This window comes from Yoonia sp. D2-7, from assembly GCF_055809435.1.
Map to the genome: position 1 here is coordinate 2,412,657 of NZ_CM147912.1, position 19,570 is coordinate 2,432,226.

Annotated in this window: 19 protein-coding genes; 2 read left to right on the forward strand and 17 right to left on the reverse strand. The window is 56.5% G+C overall.

The genetic code is table 11. The annotated features are described in order from the left end of the window. Window positions 1-6 precede the first annotated feature (6 nt). The 10 genes from AC0L7R_RS11780 to ftsW all read right to left on the reverse strand — a co-directional run bounded on the left by AC0L7R_RS11780 (window position 7) and on the right by ftsW (window position 8,858). Window positions 7-915 (reverse strand): cell division protein FtsQ/DivIB, encoded by a 909-nt coding sequence (locus tag AC0L7R_RS11780; protein ID WP_473657077.1) that lies wholly within the window; start codon window positions 913-915, stop codon window positions 7-9. Then, the gene (locus AC0L7R_RS11785; protein WP_473657078.1) at window positions 903-1,829 is read right to left on the reverse strand and encodes a D-alanine--D-alanine ligase; all 927 of its coding nucleotides are present in this window, start codon (window positions 1,827-1,829) and stop codon (window positions 903-905) included. Before AC0L7R_RS11785 ends, AC0L7R_RS11780 begins: the two co-directional genes overlap by 13 nt. A 69-nt stretch (window positions 1,830-1,898) precedes the next feature. Continuing rightward, window positions 1,899-2,828: a UDP-N-acetylmuramate dehydrogenase gene (murB, locus tag AC0L7R_RS11790; protein WP_473657079.1), complete on the reverse strand. Its 930-nt coding sequence runs from the start codon at window positions 2,826-2,828 to the stop codon at window positions 1,899-1,901. Between the two features lie 2 nt (window positions 2,829-2,830). Further along, complete coding sequence (locus tag AC0L7R_RS11795) at window positions 2,831-3,127, reverse strand: UDP-N-acetylmuramate--alanine ligase (protein ID WP_348109039.1); 297 nt, start codon at window positions 3,125-3,127, stop codon at window positions 2,831-2,833. 6 nt (window positions 3,128-3,133) lie between these two features. Beyond that, on the reverse strand, window positions 3,134-3,385 hold the full coding sequence (locus AC0L7R_RS11800; protein WP_473657080.1) for a DUF2484 family protein: 252 nt from the start codon (window positions 3,383-3,385) through the stop codon (window positions 3,134-3,136). After that, window positions 3,382-3,636: a DUF2484 family protein gene (locus AC0L7R_RS11805; protein ID WP_473657081.1), complete on the reverse strand. Its 255-nt coding sequence runs from the start codon at window positions 3,634-3,636 to the stop codon at window positions 3,382-3,384. The genes AC0L7R_RS11800 and AC0L7R_RS11805 overlap by 4 nt, the downstream gene beginning before the upstream one ends. After that, window positions 3,633-5,210, reverse strand: coding sequence for a hypothetical protein (locus tag AC0L7R_RS11810; protein ID WP_473657083.1), 1,578 nt, complete (start codon window positions 5,208-5,210; stop codon window positions 3,633-3,635). Before AC0L7R_RS11810 ends, AC0L7R_RS11805 begins: the two co-directional genes overlap by 4 nt. Then, on the reverse strand, window positions 5,174-6,571 hold the full coding sequence (gene murC, locus AC0L7R_RS11815) for a UDP-N-acetylmuramate--L-alanine ligase (RefSeq protein ID WP_473660404.1): 1,398 nt from the start codon (window positions 6,569-6,571) through the stop codon (window positions 5,174-5,176). The genes AC0L7R_RS11810 and murC overlap by 37 nt, the downstream gene beginning before the upstream one ends. Window positions 6,572-6,594: 23 nt before the next feature. Then, the gene (locus AC0L7R_RS11820) at window positions 6,595-7,692 is read right to left on the reverse strand and encodes a glycosyltransferase (RefSeq protein ID WP_473657084.1); all 1,098 of its coding nucleotides are present in this window, start codon (window positions 7,690-7,692) and stop codon (window positions 6,595-6,597) included. Beyond that, window positions 7,692-8,858: a putative lipid II flippase FtsW gene (ftsW, locus tag AC0L7R_RS11825; RefSeq protein WP_247126600.1), complete on the reverse strand. Its 1,167-nt coding sequence runs from the start codon at window positions 8,856-8,858 to the stop codon at window positions 7,692-7,694. Before ftsW ends, AC0L7R_RS11820 begins: the two co-directional genes overlap by 1 nt. A 192-nt stretch (window positions 8,859-9,050) precedes the next feature. Between ftsW and AC0L7R_RS11830 the strand changes: the two genes are divergently transcribed. Then, the gene (locus tag AC0L7R_RS11830) at window positions 9,051-10,235 is read left to right on the forward strand and encodes an aminoacetone oxidase family FAD-binding enzyme (protein WP_473657086.1); all 1,185 of its coding nucleotides are present in this window, start codon (window positions 9,051-9,053) and stop codon (window positions 10,233-10,235) included. Continuing rightward, window positions 10,232-10,894 carry a hypothetical protein gene (locus tag AC0L7R_RS11835; RefSeq protein WP_473657088.1) on the forward strand — a complete coding sequence of 221 codons (663 nt, stop codon included), beginning with the start codon at window positions 10,232-10,234 and terminating at the stop codon, window positions 10,892-10,894. Before AC0L7R_RS11830 ends, AC0L7R_RS11835 begins: the two co-directional genes overlap by 4 nt. Here the strand turns inward: AC0L7R_RS11835 and murD are convergent. From murD to rsmH, 7 genes are all read right to left on the reverse strand, one after another. After that, on the reverse strand, window positions 10,891-12,291 hold the full coding sequence (gene murD / locus AC0L7R_RS11840) for a UDP-N-acetylmuramoyl-L-alanine--D-glutamate ligase (RefSeq protein ID WP_473657090.1): 1,401 nt from the start codon (window positions 12,289-12,291) through the stop codon (window positions 10,891-10,893). The genes AC0L7R_RS11835 and murD overlap by 4 nt on opposite strands. 95 nt (window positions 12,292-12,386) lie before the next feature. Next, entirely contained in the window at window positions 12,387-13,469 is a 1,083-nt protein-coding gene (mraY, locus tag AC0L7R_RS11845; RefSeq protein WP_247126594.1) for a phospho-N-acetylmuramoyl-pentapeptide-transferase, read from the reverse strand. Next, a complete protein-coding gene (locus AC0L7R_RS11850) occupies window positions 13,470-14,921 on the reverse strand; it encodes a UDP-N-acetylmuramoyl-tripeptide--D-alanyl-D-alanine ligase (protein WP_473657092.1) in 1,452 nt (483 codons plus the stop codon). Continuing rightward, window positions 14,918-16,426 (reverse strand): UDP-N-acetylmuramoyl-L-alanyl-D-glutamate--2,6-diaminopimelate ligase, encoded by a 1,509-nt coding sequence (locus AC0L7R_RS11855; RefSeq protein WP_473657093.1) that lies wholly within the window; start codon window positions 16,424-16,426, stop codon window positions 14,918-14,920. The genes AC0L7R_RS11850 and AC0L7R_RS11855 overlap by 4 nt, the downstream gene beginning before the upstream one ends. 15 nt (window positions 16,427-16,441) lie before the next feature. Then, on the reverse strand, window positions 16,442-18,226 hold the full coding sequence (locus tag AC0L7R_RS11860) for a penicillin-binding transpeptidase domain-containing protein (RefSeq protein ID WP_473657095.1): 1,785 nt from the start codon (window positions 18,224-18,226) through the stop codon (window positions 16,442-16,444). Then, the gene (gene ftsL / locus AC0L7R_RS11865; protein WP_247126586.1) at window positions 18,223-18,585 is read right to left on the reverse strand and encodes a cell division protein FtsL; all 363 of its coding nucleotides are present in this window, start codon (window positions 18,583-18,585) and stop codon (window positions 18,223-18,225) included. The genes AC0L7R_RS11860 and ftsL overlap by 4 nt, the downstream gene beginning before the upstream one ends. Next, window positions 18,585-19,568, reverse strand: coding sequence for a 16S rRNA (cytosine(1402)-N(4))-methyltransferase RsmH (gene rsmH / locus AC0L7R_RS11870; protein ID WP_473657097.1), 984 nt, complete (start codon window positions 19,566-19,568; stop codon window positions 18,585-18,587). The genes ftsL and rsmH overlap by 1 nt, the downstream gene beginning before the upstream one ends. Between the last annotated feature and the right edge of the window lie 2 nt (window positions 19,569-19,570).

Sequence of the window (19,570 nt, forward strand, 5' to 3'; positions counted from 1 at the left end):
CTGCCCTTAGTTCCCCGTATCGCTTACTCTGCGGTAAGCATTTGCTGCCTCGGCTGTCATTCTTAGGACAGCTCTTTTTGGATTGCGCATATCGACCACCGCGACGTCCCGGTCGAGCATGTCTTGCGCTTCGTTCAATACAATCATCCGGTCCAGCGCCGTGATTGGGTTTTCGTCAGGCAACAGCAGGCGTTGCCCCCGATCCAGCACCAGATCCCAGCGCCGTTCACCCATCCGCACAAGACCGCGCACGCGTTCGCGGATCGGTCCAGCGGTCCGGAATAGCGTCAGCGCCTCGTCGATATTTTCAAATGCACCATCGCCCGCGATCAACGGCAGATCACGGCGTTCGGCGCGTTCTTCGATAATGCCCGCGATAATTCCATTGGCATCAATCAGGCGCAGCGTATTGCGATCGCGCCAAACGGCGACAGGCACGCGCGGCGTGACATCCACATCCAGCAAACCGTTTTCACCGACACGCACACGGGCGGACTTAATCGCATAAAGCTGCTCAACCGTTTCACGCAGCTCTTCCATGTCCAGATCAAACGAAGACACCGGAAATTCGACAGGCAAGATACCTTCGATATCAGCAGTCGTCTGCGGATCAGCCCCGATCACGTTGAAATCTGTCATTACAAATTCGGGACGTTGCTGCAGGCTTGCTTTCACCTGAGCATATTTTTCGGCAACCATCGCGCGGTTATTGTCATTCGACACCCACAACGTCGCGACAATCGCAATCAACGCCAAAGGGGTCCCCACACGTACCGCCGTCCGCACACCTGGCGTCAGCATCCAACGCTGATAGCGGTAGTGCCACTTCGACGGGGCCGGATCACGTGGCGCGCGCAACTTCGGCTGTGCAGCAGCTTTACGTTCGAGAGGGTGTTTGAAGATCAACGATCGCATGACGCATCCTCCACCAACCAACGGCACAGATCAGGGAAGGAAATCCCCATCTTGTCAGCCTGTTCAGGGGCCAGCGACGTCGGGGTCATACCGGGCTGCGTGTTGGTTTCGAGCAGGATCAACCCGTCCAAGCCACGGCTTTCATCCCACCGGAAATCCGTGCGGGACAAGCCGCGACAACCCAGCACCTGATGAGCACGCAGGGCGTAGTCCATACAGGCGTCGAAAATCTCTTGCGGGATTTCTGCGGGGATCACATGGCGCGACCCGCCGTCTGCATATTTGGCGTGATAGTCGTACCAACCGTCCGTGATAATGTCCGTCACGGTCAAAGCGCGATCACCCATCACGGCAGTCGTCAATTCGCGACCCGGCGCATAGGTTTCCACCATCACTTGATCCGGCATATCGCGGGCAAGCTGCGGGGGGCCATTCGGGTTTTCGCCGACAATATAAATACCGACAGACGACCCTTCGTTGAAAGGCTTCACCACGTAAGGCGGCTCCATCACGTGAGCGGCTTCAACGTCTTCGCGACTGGCGATTACGGACTTCATAAAAGGCAGATCGTTGGCAGCGTAAACTTCTTTGGTACGCTGCTTGTCCATCGTCAACGCGGACGCAAAAACACCAGAATGCGTGTAAGGAATGCGAAGCCATTCCAGCATCCCCTGAATACAGCCATCTTCGCCCCAACGGCCATGCAATGCGTTAAAGACAGCGTCGGGTGCAATATCTTGCAGTTGAACAGCCAAAGCCGCACTCGGGTTTTCGCCCGCGTCCACTTCGATCACGTCACATCCTGATACCCGCAAAGCTGCTGCACATTCACGACCGGTTGAGAGCGACACGTCACGCTCCGCCGATGGTCCGCCCATCAAAACAACAACTTTCGGGTTTGCCCTGCTCGACATACCCACTGCCTCTTTCGTGGGACTTTGCGCCCCATCGTTTATAGTTGGTCCGTTTTCGGACCTGATTATCTACGCGCCTGACGATGCCTTTTCGCCGACCCGCTTGATTTCCCATTGTAACGTGATGCCAGAGTCTGCGTAAACCCTTTTCCGCACCTCTTCGCCCAATTCTTCAAGGTCAGCCGCCGTGGCACCGCCTGCATTGGTCAAAAAGTTGGAATGCATCGTGTTCATCACAGCGCCGCCAACGGTTGCGCCCCGCATGCCAGCGTCATCAATCACTTTCCACGCCTTCAATTCGTGGCTGTCATCCGCCTGCCCCGTGGATGAAAACCCAGCCGGATTGCGGAATGTGGACCCGGCGGTGCGATCCTTTGTCGGTTGGGTCTCATCCCGCTTTGCCAGCTGATCCGTCATCCGCTGTTCCAGCGTCGCCGCATCCCCCTTCGGCGGGGTCATCGTGGCACTGACAATCACGGCACCTTCGGGCAGCGTGCTTTGCCGGTACTGCAAATCCAGTTCGGTCGCTTGCAAAACGCCACGCGATCCATCGCGATAAATCACATCCACATGGTCCAGCACGTCGGCCATATAGGTGCCGTAACACCCAGCGTTCATCCGCACAGCACCGCCAATCGTCCCCGGAATCGTGCGCAGGAACGTCAGATCAAGGCCCTCAGCGGCAGCTTTGCGCGCCACATGCGCATCCAATGCAGCGGCACCTGCAACAACCTGATCACCAATCTCGATCCCGTTAAATCCGCGCCCCATGCGGATCACGACGCCACGAATACCACCATCGCGGACAATCAGGTTCGACCCGACGCCCATCGTAAACACAGGCACGCTCGGGTCCAACGCGGCAAGAAAATCCGCCAGATCATCCACATCCGCAGGCTGGAACAGCACATCAGCAGGCCCACCGACACGCATCCACGTCAAACTATCCAACGCACGATCCATGGTCAGGGTCCCGCGCACCTCAGGCAGATCAAACATGGTTATTTTCCTTGAAACTTCTTCACGCGCCGCCGCTCTATCATCCATCCAAGCAGAGCGCCAACCGCACAGCCAATCGTGGCGGGTAAAAACACCAACAACGCAGCACCGATGGCTTTGATCGGATCAACGCCCATCAATCTGGTCGATGCCTGCACCGAAATCGCAAGACAGGCCGCGAGAATGGCAAACAACGTCATCGTGTAACCAACCTTGCCCGCCTTCATCCACGCAGCGGCCGCAAAAAATGGGATCAGCCCTGCGGCAGACATCAAAAGAAGAACAAGGACGTTGGCCATGAAAACTTAATCTTTCGCAAACTGGGTCCGGACCCAGCGGCCCAGATACAGCACGGGCCACCGCAATACAGACATGCCAGCGGCCAAAAACACAAGCGCCAACCAAGGGCCGTTTTCAATCGTGACCCACCCCAAAAGCGGCACACCAATGGCAATCAACAGATAGGCGCGACGCCAATGATTATCCTTGGACGGCATCATCCCCAATACATTCGCAACAACCAACCAGAGCAAGGCACAGACAACAGATAACGTCATTTCGGAACCTCCGGATTTTCGCCGCGCAAGCGACGATAGATGTAAATAAGCGGGTTTCGAAACATCGAAACAAACCCGAACAAACCAATCAGAGCAAGCCACCAGCCATAATCATACCCCAACCAGACAATGATCAACGGGGCAGCGATGAGTAACATGATACCGGGAAAATACTGATTTTTCATCGGTAAAAAGGCGACAACAGCGGAAGCAATGACCCAAACACAAGCGATGATGGCGGAAAGGGTCATAAGAAGAACCTCGAAACAAGCTCAACAACCCACCAAGAGTTCTTGCCAGTTGTTACTATCTTATTGCCGACATCCGCCGCGCGTTCGACCTTCGCGGCATTGCTCTTTGGTGACGCTTCAACTTCTCTGGGGCGCAATTGATTGATCTGAATGATACGCTCGCCTTCGCGCACCAGCGCGCGTTCCCGCACATCGTTTGGGGTATCCGATCCTTCGATCAGCGGAATATCTTCGCGCATTTCTGACTGTAGGCCAACCTCGGCCCCTGCCGCACCTTCTTCAATCACTGTCAAGAATGCGGCTTGCGCATCAGCTTTCATTTCATCAAAGCGAACCCGAACGCGCGCATTGATACGCTGTTCTACGACAGGGTCACTCGCGCGGATATCTGTACGACTACGTTCCAATTCACGTTTCAGAACAAGAACGGCTTGTTCTTGGCTCAAGCCACAATCGCGGGCAATGTCGTCAATGAACTCTTGGGCGTCTGCCAGCTTCTCATAAAGTCGCATTGGACGGTCGCCATAACGATCGATCCAATCACGAATTTGGTTGGTAATCGCAGCAAAAGCACCGAGATAAGACTGCTGCCCTTTCACCAATTCTTGAAAATCACTAAGCGCATCACATGCGCGCTCTATCGCTTCATCGCGCAAATCTTCGGGAAGTTGCGTGACGGGTTCGGCGTAATACTGTTTACGATCGTTCAGCTTGATACGCTCAGCGAGTTGAGCCGACTCAACTGCGTAGATCGCAAGAACATCGTCGAATAGTGGATTGATTTGTGCTGAATTGGCCAACCAATCGCTATCCTCAAAACCATGCAGCTTGGCCAATAGTAAGTCATTTCGTGTATCCGCCCCGCTTAACAGCCGTTCGTACCACGCAATCCAAAATGACCAATCCGCCACGCAGTTTTCGTCTGTCAGCAAATCCCGCGTTTCCAGCCAGTCCTGCTCAAATCTTCGCATGGGACCGAGCCCGGACCACAGCGGAACATTTCGCTGAGAAAATCCAACCGGACCAATTTCAAGATCGCGTCGAATAGCCCCCCAAAAAGCATCCTCATGTACCGTCGCGGCCATTTGATCATCAAGTCCAGCAGCTATGCCGCTTGCAAAGGCTATAGCTGACGACAAATCAAACGCTTCTAAGACTTCCGATACCCAATTGACTTTACTTGCTTTTACAATGGCCTCCGATGAGATGGCTGCTGGGGCTGAGCCCAGATCATGAGCGCTTTCCGCGATCTGATTAACCAAATCTTCAAATGAAGTTGGAAACTTGATCCTGTCATATTCATCGGCGGAAGAATTTAAATGGGTTGCCAACATGGTGAGGAAAACGTGAACAACAGAAAGTTCTTTTACCTCATTCCGCTCAATCACAGAAAAGTATGAAGTTGCTGTTGGCGCAACCCGGGCAGACATTCGAAAAGCCATAGTGATTGCGAAAGTTATCGCGTCTTTCAACGGAAATTCGTTGATATAGGCTTTCAAACTCTCCTGATCGACAACCTCCGCAATCTCCACCAAACCTACCCCTTCAAACGATCCGGCAGCCCGTTTGCCCAAGCAGAAATCGTACCCGCCCCGAGGCAGACAACCATATCCCCCGGACGTGCTTGTTCCTTCACCAGCCGCATCAAATCGTCTTCGCTTTCCACAGCCCGCGCGTGGCGGTGGCCGTGCGCGATCAGCCCGTGGACCAGATCGTCGCGGCCAGCCCCTTCAATCGGTTCTTCGCCCGCCGCAAAAATGTCAGCGATCCCAACCACATCGGCGTCGTTGAAACAGGCGCAGAACTCCGCAAAGTGGTGGTGCAGGCGCGTGTAGCGGTGCGGTTGGTGCACAGCGATCACGCGGCCCTCGGTGGCCTGACGTGCGGCTTTCAGCACCGCAGCGATCTCAACCGGATGGTGGCCGTAGTCGTCGATGATCGTCACACCGTCCACTTCGCCGACTTTCGTAAAGCGGCGGTTCACCCCGCCAAAGCCTTTCAGCGCCACCTTGATCGCGTCCGCCGTCATGCCCAAATGCCGCGCCACCGCGACCGCGGACAACGCGTTCGACACGTTATGGTCCCCCGGCATCGGCAATTCGCAGCCTTCGATCACAATATCCTCGGCCTGCAGCGCAATATCGAAATGCGCCACACCCGCCTTATAGGTCAGGTTCATCGCGCGCACGTCGGCTTGGGCGTTGAACCCGAACGTCGTGACACGGCGGTCGCGGATTTTGCCCACGAGCGATTGAACTTCAGGGTGATCGGTGCAGCACACAGCCAGCCCGTAAAACGGAATATTCGACGTGAAATCGATAAAGCCCTGACGCAGATTCTCAATCGTACCCCAATGTTCCATATGTTCCGGATCGATGTTGGTCACGATGGCAATCGTCGCAGGCAGACGGTTAAACGTGCCGTCAGATTCATCCGCCTCAACCACCATCCATTCGCCTTGGCCCATCCGCGCGTTGGAATCGTAGGCGTGGATAATGCCGCCGTTGATAACAGTCGGATCAATCCCGCCCTCATCCAGCAAAGCCGCAACCATCGTCGTCGTCGTCGTCTTGCCGTGCGTCCCCGCCACGGCAATGTTCGATTTCAGGCGCATCAGTTCAGCCAGCATTTCCGCACGGCGCACAACAGGCAGACCCTTCGCACGAGCGGTATCCAGTTCAGGGTTCCCCGGTTTAATCGCGCTTGAAATTACAATGACCTCAGCGCCTTCAAGGTTCTCCGCCTTCTGCCCCACAAAAATCGTGGCCCCCAATTTGGCCAGACGATCCGTGATCTTCGTGGCCTTCAGGTCAGACCCCTGCACGGTATATCCGTGTTCAATCAACACTTCGGCGATGCCCGACATCCCAATGCCACCAATCCCCACAAAGTGGATCGGACCAATATCAAGAGGCAGTTTTGTGGCGGATTTCATCATCGCACGGGTCTTTCTATTCGTTAAGCTTGCGGGCCGTTTGCCAGCGTTTCAACCAAAGTTTCAAGGCGGTTTGTCGCGTCAGGTACAGCGCAGGCAAATGCCGCGCGCGACATCTGCAACGCCGCGTCCGTGTCGCCCAAGATCTTGGCAATCTCGGCGGACAGTGCGTCGACTTCGAACACGTCCTCTTTCATCATCACAGCGGCGCCCGCATTAACGAGCTCGCGCGCATTCGCTTCTTGTTCATTGCGGATCGCGACAGCCAACGGCACCCAGATCGCAGGGCGGCCAACGATGCTGACATCCGCCACGGTCGACGCACCAGAGCGGGCAATCACCAACTGCGCATCAGCCAGCCGTTCCGGCACATCCGTAAAAAACGTCTGCACATCGGCCTTGATACCTTCAGCCGCGTAGAAATCCGTCACCCGTTCAAGGTCTTCTTCGCGGGCCTGCTGGGACACGCGGATATTGCGGCGCATTTCCATCGGTAGGTTCGCAATCGCAGGCGGCACAACGTCCGACAGGATGCGCGCGCCTTGCGATCCGCCCATCACCACAATCGACATCGGGTAATCACCGGGGGGAATATAAGGCGCACCGGCACGATCCAAAATCGCGGACCTTACAGGATTGCCCGTATGAACACCCTCAACACCGTCAGGCAATTCAGTCGGCCACGTCCCGCAAGCAATCTGATCAACACGTTTCGCAAACAACTGGTTCACACGACCCAGAACACCGTTTTGCTCATGGATCATCCGTGGAATACGCAGCACCCACGCAGCCGTCATTGCAGGGATCGCGGGATACCCGCCAAAGCCCACAACAACGACAGGGCGATCCTTGATCATCCGACCAATCGCTGAAAACGCACCGCCAAGAATACGAAACGGCACCGCCAATTTCGCGGCAATCCCACCACGGGCAAAGGTCGCAGAGCCAACGACGGAGACTTCAACCGCGTCCGGAAACCCACCCGTATAACGAGCACCACGGGCATCAGTCGACAGACGGACCCGCCAGCCTTTTGCCAGCATCGCTTCGGCCAACGCTTGAGCCGGGAACATATGTCCGCCCGTGCCACCCGCCGCGATAATCAATAAAGGTGCAGGCATTATCCAAGCCTCCGTCCAAGCACATCGGCCAATTCGCCCTGTGGACGCGACCGCGTAAACGCCAACAACATGCCCACAGCAATCCCACCAGCGATCAGCGATGACCCACCGTAGGATACAAATGGCAACGTCATCCCCTTCGCGGGCAACAACCGGACGGCCACGCCCATGTTGATCATCGCCTGCACGCCAAACGCACAAGCAAGCCCAGTCCCCGCCAAACGAATAAACGGATCACGTTCTTTCATCAGACGAGTTAGCGAACGGACCACAATCGTGGCATAAAGCGCAATGATCGCGATGACGCAGACAAGGCCATATTCCTCGGCGGCAACGGCGATAATAAAGTCTGTATGCGCATCCGGCAGCGACCATTTCACTTGGCCTTCACCAACACCCACGCCGAAAAATCCACCTTCGCGGATCGCGTTTGTCGCATACCCAAGCTGCGTTGTCGGGTCGACATCTGGCGACAAAAACCCGTCAATCCGACGGGCAAAGTGTTCTGAATTGGCATAAGAAAACGTGCCCACAAGCACGACAACACCGGCCAAGACCAGCAACAACATCATCGGGGCACCGCCCACGAAATACATCACACCCCATGAAAACAAGACTAGACAGGCCTGTCCGAAATCCGGCTGCAACGCCAAGAAGGTACAAATGACAACGGTCAGCGCAAAGGAATACGACTTACCCGGCGGGCCACCGACAGCCTGTCCAGCGGCCAACATCCACGCGGCGACAACAACAAACCCTGGCTTCAAAAATTCTGACGGCTGAACCGACGCGAACCCCAGCGAATACCAACGCACAGCGCCTTTGCCGAAATCTGTGCCCAGCACAGGTAGCAAAGCCAGCGCCACAAACGCGCAGGCAAATCCAATAACGGCCCAACGACGCACCAGTTGCGGCGGCATCATCGACACGCCGACCATCACCATCATCGCAACACCGCCGAAAACGGCCTGACGCGTCACGTAATGAAACGGCTCTAGCCCGTTTTTCGCAGCCAATGGCGGCGAAGACGCAAGACCCAGCATGAGACCAATCCCGAACAGGATCAGAATGCAGGACATCGTCCATCGATCAATCGTACGCCACCAACGTGGAAGAATAGGGTCACCGGTACGTACCGGGACCGTGCCATAGACCATTTCCGTCATGGATCACCGCTCTCACTGCCTCTTTGCCCGCTTTTGCGGATCTATATTCTGCGACCTTAGCGCGAAAAAACGCGTCTTACCACTAAAAATAACGACTTTTACTGGTTCAGCGCCCGCTTTCATCTTCTGCTGCACGGCAACTTTGCAGCCTACCTCTTGCACTGGTTCAAATTTCAGGCCACCCACGGCCACATGCATATCCAAACTCTCATCCTTGGCGCAGGTGCCGCAGGCATGATGGCCGCCGCGCACGCGGGTCCGGGCGTCGTGATCATAGACCATGCCAAAGCACCGGGCGAAAAGATCCGCATTTCCGGCGGTGGACGCTGCAATTTCACGAATATGGGCACGACACACGCGCAATTCCTCAGCCAGAACCCCCATTTCGCCAAATCCGCGCTTAAACGTTACACGCAGTGGGATTTCATCAATCTGGTGTCGGACTACGGCATCGCATGGCATGAAAAAACGCTCGGTCAATTGTTCTGCGACGAGACCGCAAAAGATATCGTCGCCATGCTGCGATCAGAAATGGACAAAGCGGGTGCGCAACTTTGGCTGAACACCGGGATCACCAACATCGCCCACGATGGCACGCACTTCTCGGCGACCCTGACACGCGACGGACGCGACACGCAGATCACCGCGACTAATCTGGTCGTCGCGACAGGCGGCAAGTCGATCCCTAAAATGGGCGCAACCGGCCTCGCCTATCAAATCGCTGATCACTTTGACCTAGACGTAATCACCCCGCGCCCCGGCCTCGTGCCACTGACCTTCAGCGACGACAAATTCAAACCGCTCGCCGGTGTCGCCACCCCCGCCCGCATCACGGCAAACGGCACCAGCTTCGACGAAGCGCTACTCTTCACCCACCGCGGCCTATCCGGCCCTGCGATCCTGCAAGCGTCCAGCTATTGGCACGAAGGTGATCCAATCACCGTCAACGTGATCCCGGCAGCTGATCTCTTCGACAAACTGCGCGGGGCACGGGAAACGTCTGGTAAGAAAGCTCTGACGAGCATCCTGTCGATGCACCTACCCGCCCGCCTGATTGATTTCCTCAAGGACGATATGAATCTGACCGGCAACATCGCAGACCAAAGCGACGCGCGACTGCAAGCGATCTGTGACGCACTATCGGCTTGGCCGCTCCTGCCATCAGGTTCCGAAGGCTACCGCACAGCCGAAGTCACGCTCGGCGGCGTCAACACCGACGGCCTATCGTCCAAAACCATGGAAGCCAAATCCGTCCCCGGCCTGTTTTTCATCGGCGAAGCGGTCGACGTGACAGGCTGGCTCGGCGGCTACAACTTCCAATGGGCATGGTCATCGGGTTGGGCAGCGGGGCAAGCAATCAGAAACACGCGGAAATGACACGGCCTGACAACCATCTCAGGGCGCTAAGCTACTTGTCGCGCCTTAGCGGATTACTTCGCCTGTCGAATACACTGCGCTTCGGTCAAAATGCGCCCGGACCTGCGGTACGCTTAGATATCCCGCCCAAAATGCTACAGCTTAGATACCACGCAGCGGCCAACGACGGTCTGCGCCTGCCCCACTGGCGCACCGGGCAAATCAAAGACGGTGATTGGGACATCGCGCAACGCCCGTTCGTGCTTTCCTTCAAATTCAAAGCCTGCAAAAAACACTTCATAGGCGGGCAGTCTTGGGAAGAGACCAATATCATCGACTATGGGGTGAAACGTATCGCGGACCAACATAAATACGATGATTGCTTTACCCGCGCAGACCTCGTCGCACGCTATGCCAGACTTGACGACCTGTGGGAAAAAACCAAACGCAACGGCGCATTGCCCGATGCGCTTAATAAAACCGCGCGGCTGCATGATTGTATCGTCGTCCATATGGATCGCGACGGGAAGCTGATCTTCGGAAACCAAGGCTTCCACAGGCTTTCGATCGCAAAACTGGCCAAAGTGAAGACAATCACCGTGCTGCTTGGGGTGACGCACAAACAGGCGGTACAGTCAGGCGCGGCCGCAGACACCATTGCAACCTACCGGTCGAATTAGCCCAACGCAGCTTGGACTTGTGCCGCAAAATCATCACCACGTTGTTCAAAGTTATCGTATTGATCAAACGACGCAGCAGCAGGCGCAAGCAGAACCACTTCACCGTCCTGCGCATCAGCCGCAGCCGCAGCGACAGCCGCTTCCATTGTTGTGCAAATCGCCGCATCTACACCAGGCAAATCACGGGCAAACGCGTCCGCTTCGCGACCAATGACGTAAGCCTTCACGACGTGATCCAACGCGCTGTGTAACGCCTCAAGCCCGCCTTCTTTCTGTAATCCACCACAAATCCAACGCACCTTCGGGAATGCAGCCAATGCTTTTGCAGCGCTATCCACATTCGTGGCCTTACTGTCATTCACATACGTCACCCCGCCGGACGTCGCGATCACCTGTGACCGGTGCGGTAACCCCGGATACGTCCGCATCGCGGCCTCGATTCCTTTCGGACCCAGCCCAATCGACCGACACGCAGCATAAGCCGCGCAGGCGTTCTGGTGGTTATGCGCACCGGGCAATCCCGCAATTCCGCGCAGATCAATAGACCCGACTTGGCGGCCCTTGCGATATTCGGACAGGAACCCCTTTTTCGCAAAAACGGTCCAGCCACCCTGATCAAGCTTACGGCCAGACGACACCCTGATCACCCGATCATCAGAGAAGCTATCCACCAACTGATTGGCCAGATAGCGTCCTTCGTCCTCATCGACGCCAATCACGGCGCGGTCCGGACCACCTTCGGCAAACAGGCGTCGTTTGGCGGCGAAATACCCACCGGGACCTGCGTGACGATCCAGATGGTCGGGGCTGAGGTTCGTCAGGATTGCAATGTCAGGCGTCAGCGCACGAGCCAGATCAGTCTGATAAGACGACAGTTCCAGCACCACGATGTCCCCGTCCAGCGGTGGATCAATGTCCAGCACCCCACGGCCAATATTACCAGCCAATTGGGCAGCACGTCCGTTTTCGGTCAGGATATGATGCACCAAGGCAGAGGTCGTGGATTTCCCGTTTGATCCCGTAATCGCAATGACGCGCGGTGCAGTGTCGAAACTGGCCCAATCGGACGTCGCAAAGGACCGGAAGAACAGGCCGATGTCATTGTCCACGGGTACGCCCGCATCCCATGCAGCAGCAATCACCGGATGTGGTTTTGGGTAAAGGTGGGCAATTCCGGGGCTGACGATCAACGCCGCAATGCCGTCGAACGCCCCCGCTTTGGTCAGATCCAAGACGTCGAAACCTTCGTCGGTCGCAGCTTCACGTGCAGGTTGCCCGTCGTCCCAAACAACTGGAACCGCCCCGCCTTCGCGCAATGCCAATGCGGCTGCTTTGCCAGACCGGCCAAGGCCCAAAACAGCGACCTTCTGACCGCGATACCCCTGCACTGGAATCATATGACGCCCTTCAACTTTGTCCAAAACCATGCGGCACGACACGACATCGCAGTGCACGGGTTGTGCACGCATTGTGCACGCAAATCACAAGCAGTTTAGCGGACCTTCAGCGTCGCCAAACCGATCATCGCGAGGATTAACGAAATGATCCAGAACCGGATCACAATCGTCGATTCCGCCCAGCCCTTTTTCTCGTAATGGTGGTGGATCGGAGCCATCAAGAACACGCGTTTCCCAGTCGCTTTGAAGTACAGCACTTGGATGATCACAGACAGCGCTTCGACCACAAACAGGCCGCCGACAATTGCCAAAACGATCTCGTGTTTTGTGGCCACAGCAATCGCACCCAAAGCGCCGCCCAATGCAAGCGATCCGGTGTCGCCCATGAACACCGCAGCGGGTGGCGCGTTGTACCAAAGGAAGCCCAGACCGCCGCCGATCAGACCAGCACAGAAGATCAGAATTTCACCTGAATCAGGCACATAATGCAGACCAAGGCTTTCCGAGAAATCGACCCGACCCACAAAATACGCAATGATTCCAAAGGTTCCCGCCGCAATCATCACCGGCATAATTGCCAAACCGTCCAACCCGTCCGTCAGGTTCACCGCGTTCGCCGCCCCCACAATCACGATGACTGCGAAAGGGACAAACAGGAATGACATGTTGAACAAAAGGTCTTTGAAAATCGGCACGGCAAGCTGGTTCGACAGTTCAGCCGGATGGAAATACGCAGCCCAAAGGCCCGCAATTGCGGCAATCAGAAAGCCCAGACCAAGACGCACGCGCCCAGACACACCAGCCGTGTTTTGCTTGGATACTTTCGCATAATCATCCGCAAAACCAATCGCCGCATAGGACAATGTGACAAACAAAACCATCCAGACATAGGGGTTATCCAACCGCGCCCAAAGCAGCGTTGACGTGGTTAACGCGCCCACAATCAGCAAACCGCCCATCGTCGGCGTCCCAGCTTTCACAAAATGCCCCTCTGGACCGTCTTCGCGGATCGGCTGGCCCTTGCCCTGACGCTTGCGCAGCACGTTGATCAATGGCAGGCCAAAGATGAAACCAAATGTAAGCGCAGTCAGAAACGCACCGCCGGCACGGAAGGTGATGTATCTGAAAAGGTTGAAAAAATCACCGCCGTCAGACAGGGCCGTCAGCCAATACAACATTTACACTCGTCCTTCTTGGTCGGTTTTTGATTGCGCAGCATCGCGATGCCCCAGTTTACGGATCGCGTCAACGACAAGACTGACTTTGCTGCCTTTTGATCCTTTCACAAGGATCACATCGCCCGCGTCCACTAGCGTGTTGGCAATCGCAGCCACATCCGCAGCGGTTTCGCGCCACTCGCCGCGTTGCTCTTCGGGCAACGCATCCCAAAGATGTTTCATCCGCGGCCCAGCACAATGCACCACGTCCAAAGATTGAAGATGCTCGTTTTCACTGAGATCACGGTGATTGGCGGTCTCATCAGGGCCCAGTTCCAGCATATCACCCAGCACAGCAATGCGCCGCCCTTTGACGATACGTCCCACATTATCAATGGGTTGTGTCGCGGCCAGCACTTCTAGTGAGGCTGTCATGGACGTTGGGTTGGCGTTAAAGGCGTCGTCGATCAGGTCAATCGTGCCGTGTTCAATACCGCTGTCAATCGTCACGACTTCACGGGTGCCGCGCCCTTCGACGGGTGACCATCCCGCGATGGAAAGTGCGGCTTGCATCGGGTCAGCACCAAGCGCTTTGACCGCCGCCAAAACCCCAACTGCATTCATCGCAAAATGACGCCCGGGGACAGAGAGCTTAATAAGATAATCTTCCCCTGCGCCATGTGCTTGAATCACCGTTGCATCAGGTGTGATCCGTACATCGTTGATTTTCCAATCACTTTGCGCGTCGTGACCGAACCAGACGCCAGTTTTCTCGCCCAGATGATCCCGCAGCACGTGCGCCGTTTCGATATCACCGTTCAAAATTGCGATGCCACCGGACTGCAGCCCATCCATGATCGACGCTTTTTCAACGGCGATGCCGGACAGGTCTTCAAACGCTTCCAAGTGTGCCGCCGCCACGGTCGTGATCATTGCCACATGCGGCTTGGCCATCTTGGACAGCGGCGCGATTTCGCCCGGATTGCTCATCCCGATTTCGATGATCGCGTAGTCCGTGTCGGCTGGCATCCGCGCGAGCGTCAGCGGCACGCCCCAATGGTTGTTGTAAGACGCGACAGAGGCGTGGGTTTTGCCCTGTGCCTCTAACACGATCCGCATCATTTCTTTGGTGGACGTTTTGCCGACGGATCCCGTGATCCCGATCACGCGGGCGTCCGTGCGGGCGCGCGCCGCCGCCCCAAGCTGTTCCAACGCCGCCAAAACGTCGGGCACAATCAGTAAAGGCGCGTCGCCAGCAACACCTTCAGGGCGATGCGTCACAAGTGCCGCTGCCGCCCCTTTGTCCAACGCCATCGCGACAAAGTCATGCCCGTCGCGGACGTCCTTCAGGGCAACGAACAAGTCGCCTTCTTGGATCGTGCGGGTGTCGATTGAAACGCCGTTGGCCACCCAGTCTGTTGTGGCCTTGCCACCCGTAGCCGCGGCTGCATCCGCAGAGGTCCAAAGCGTCATATCTTGCCCTCCAAGGCCGCGACAGCAACGCTGGCTTGTTCCACATCGTCAAACGGCAAAACGGTATCGCCGACAGTTTGGCCACTTTCGTGGCCCTTGCCCGCGATCAACAACGCATCACCAGGTGCCAGCGAATCGACGCCGCGCAAAATCGCCTCTGCCCTGTCACCGATTTCAGTCACTGATGGCGTCCCGACGCCGTTCAATGCGCCAGCCATGACAGCGGCACGAATGCTCGCGGGGTCTTCGGAACGCGGGTTATCATCAGTTACGATCACCACATCTGCGTGCTGGGCAGCCGCGGCCCCCATCAGCGGGCGTTTCGATGTGTCACGATCCCCACCTGCCCCTACGATCACCACGATGCGGCCCATAACGTGCGGGCGCATTGCTTTCAGCGCGGTCGCGATAGCGTCGGGTGTGTGCGCGTAGTCAACAAATACAGCAGCCCCGTTATCACGGGTCGCTGCAAGCTCCATCCGGCCACGCACGGTTGTCAGTTCTTGCAGCGCATCAATCACATCGTTGGGTTCAGACCCCGACGCGATGCAAAGACCTGCAGCCAGCAAAACGTTTTCGGCTTGGAACCCGCCAATCAGATCAAGACGGGTCTGGTAGCGGGTGCCCTGCCATTTGAACAAGACATCTTGGCCAACAGAATCAAAGCGTTGTCCGGTCAATTGCAATTGCGCATCAGGGTGACGGCCAACGCCGATGACTTCTTGTCCGCGCGATGTGCACAGGCTTGCGACCTCGTCGCCTTTGGGGTCATCAAGGTTCACGACCGCGACGCCATCTTCGGACAGAACGCGGGTGAACAGACCCATTTTGGCTTCAAAGTAAGCTTCGAATGTTTCGTGGTAATCAAGGTGATCTTGCGTGAAATTCGTAAACCCCGCCGCCGACAGCATCACCCCATCAAGGCGGCGCTGATCAAGCCCGTGCGACGACGCCTCCATTGCAGTGTGCGTGATACCGTTGCGGGCCGCGTCGGCCATAACGCGGTGCAACGTGATAGGTTCTGGTGTTGTGTGGCTGAGCGGATAGGTCCATGATCCTTCGACGCCCGTTGTGCCAAGGTTCACGGCCGAACAGCCCATGATTTCCCAGATTTGACGACAGAAGGTCGAGACGGATGTTTTTCCGTTTGTTCCGGTTACCGCCACGACATTCGCTGGATGCGGGCCAAACCAGAGTGACGCGGTCTGGGCCAATGTTTGTCGTGGGTCTTGGGCGACGATCAATGCGGCATCTGATTGCGTCAGAACCTCTGCCGCCAGCGCGGCCCCATCCTGGTCCGTCAAAATGGCCGCAGCACCATCCGCCAGCGCTTTTCCTATGAAGGACGCGCCGTGCACCTTCGCACCCGGCAATGCTGCAAACAACATGCCCGGCATAACCGCCCGACTATCAACCGTTAGGCCTGTAATGTCTGCTTCGCGGCCACCGGCGGCACGCAGCCCCAAGCTTGCAAGCGACGCCGCCTGATGTTGTTGACTGCCCATGTCCGACCCTCAGTATTAGTTTGAGGTCAGTGTTACACCAACGGGCTGGAGGGTTTCAATCTCTGGTCTGAGGCCAAGCAGCGGTGCGACGCGGCGGATCATCTCTGCGGCGACAGGTACAGCGGTCCAACCAGCCGTACGGCGTGGTTTATCGCCTGAATTTTCAGACGGTTCATCCAACGTCACGATCAAAACATAGCGAGGGTTGTCAGCAGGGAACACGCTGGCGAAGGTCGAAATCACCTTATCGTCGTAGTAACCACCACCGTTTTCGCGCGGCTTGTCCGCTGTTCCTGTTTTTCCGCCCACTTCGTAGCCCAAAACTTCGCCAAAGGACGCGGTGCCGCGTTCAACCACAGCCCGCAACATGTCGCGGGATGCACGAGACACACGTTCACTGACGATACGTTCGCCGTTCTGCGGGTGATGCTGGCGCAGCAATGTCGGTTCAACCTTCGTACCGCCATTCAAAAGCGACGCGTATCCAGCCGCCAAATGCAGCGGAGACGTCGAAATGCCGTGCCCGTAAGAGATTGTCATCGTTGAGATTTCAGACCAGTTACGCGGTAACAATGGCGCACCTGACGGCGCTTCGATCATTTCAACTGGTGTGGCTTCCAAGAAGCCCAATTCACCCAGAAAATCGCGTTGACGGGTGCCACCTAATTGCAATGCAATGCGAGCGGTGCCGATGTTGGACGACTTCACGATGACGTCCGTTGCGGACAATTGCGCCCCGTAGTCGTGGAAATCGCGAATGCGGAAACGACCCCACGTCAGCGGACCTTTAGTATCGATCATCGTGTTTGCGTTGATCAAACCAAGTTCCATGGCCTGTGCTACCGCGAAGATTTTGAAAGTCGAGCCGAGTTCATACACCCCTTGCACCGCGCGGTTAAACAGCGGGCTGTCAGATTGATCGCCCGTCAACAAAACCTGCGGGCGGTTGTTTGGATCGAAGTCCGGCAAAGACGCCATGGCGATGATTTCGCCTGTGTGCACGTCCATCAATACGGATGCAGCACCTTTGGCGTTCATCAACGTCATACCACCGTGCAACACTTCTTCGGTCGTGGCCTGCACGGTCAAGTCGAGCGACAGTTCCAGCGGCGCACCTTCGCTTGCCGGATCACGTAGGAAATTGTCAAATTGACGTTCAACGCCAGCCACACCGATCACTTCGGCACTTGCCACGCCTTCACGCCCGTAGGACGCACCACCAAGGATGTGTGCTGCGACAGGACCGTTTGGATAGAGCCGCATTTCACGCGGGCCGAACAACAACCCCGGAGAGCCGATATCGTGGACCTGCTGCATCTGTTCAGGGCTTAACTGCCTGCGCACCCACAGAAATTTGCGCGACCCTGTGAAGTCTTCGAGTAGTTCTTTTTCGTCCATTTCTGGGAAAATGGTAGCCAGTTGCGTCGCTGCGTTTGCAGGATCAACCATGTCTTGCGGGTGGGCATAAAGGCTGAATGTCTCAAGGTTCGTGGCCATGATCCGCCCGTTGCGGTCCACAATATCAGACCGCTGGCCAATGATGGGATTACCGTTGGCAACCGCGCGCGGTTCTTCCGCGACGGTGCCAGCAAGCGTGCCCATGCGCAGACCAATGGTCATAAAAGCCACGAAGAATGCAGCCCCAAGAACAAGCAAACGCCCTTCGGCCCGCATCCGTGCCTGATCAGCCATTTCTTCATGACGCAGGCGGATGTTCTCTTTTTCAATCGCTTTCGTATCTTCGCCCTGATCACGGGCTTTGAGGATACGGGCAAGCGGGCGCAGGGGCGTGCGGATCATAGCGGATCCTCGTCAGTTGGTTCTGGAACGTAGTTGTTGACGTCAATCGGATCAGTGATCGGCAGAATTTCCGGCAATGGATAAATGATGTGGTCAACCTGCCCGAATGCATCCGGCATCAATGGTAAAAGGCCAAGACGTTCATAGTTCAGCTCTGCCAAATCACGCAGGCGATCCGGACGGTTCAGGTAAGCCCATTCCGCACGCAACATGCCGATACGTTCATGCGCCGCACCAATTTCGCGGTGCAATTTGCGGACCTCGGAAATCGCATCACGGGTTTTGTAGTTCTCTTGATATGACCAAAACCCCAGCGCCATCACCATAATGGCCCCCACAAACAACATGAGCCCCCGCATCACCGTTTTCCCTTTTTCTTCTTCATTGGCATCCCCAAGTCCGCTGGATCAATGTCCGCCGCCGGAACGTCTGTTCTGGTGGCCACGCGCAGTTTCGCGGAACGTGATCTTGGGTTTTCAGCTAATTCCTGTTCGTCCGGCCCAATGGCCTTGCGCTTTGTCACCTTGAAGGCCGCAGCGATTTCTTCAGTCGCGGGCGCATAGCGGTTGGCATTGGCCATGCCGCCACCACGGGCCTGCAGGAACCGTTTGACCATGCGATCTTCGACTGAATGGAAGGTCACGACAGCAAGCTGCCCACCCGGTTTGAGCGCACGTTCAGCGGCCATAAGACCTTCTGCCAGCTCACCATATTCGTTGTTCACCGCAATCCGTAGCGCTTGGAACGTCCGCGTCGCGGGATGCGATTGACCGGGCTTTGAACGTGGCAAACAGCCTTCGACGATCTTTGCGAGCTCTAGCGTTGTTTCTAACGGACGCGCCGCGACGATGGCTTTGGCAATGCGACGCGACGCGCGTTCCTCGCCATACAGGAAGATAATGCTGGCGATTTCTTCTTCATCGTAGGTGTTGCAGATGTCAGCCGCAGACAACCCGTCCTGCGACATGCGCATGTCCAAAGGTCCGTCGCGCATGAATGAAAAGCCACGTTCGGCCAAATCCAACTGCATCGACGATACACCTAGATCCAACACGATACCGTCCAAATCGGACGCATATTCGTCGAGCCGTGAAAACACGCCCTCAACCAGTTCAATTCGGTCGCCGAAATCTTTAGTCCACGGTTCGGCCAGCTCAAACGCCAATGGATCGCGGTCCACACCGATCACTTTATCCGCGCCGGCGGCCAGCAATTCACGTGTGTAACCACCCGCCCCAAACGTGCCATCCAGCCAAACGCCAGAGACAGGTGCGACCGCTTGGATAAGCGGCCAGATCAGGACAGGAATGTGAGGGTCGTTTTGGTCTGCGGCAGCTGACATAT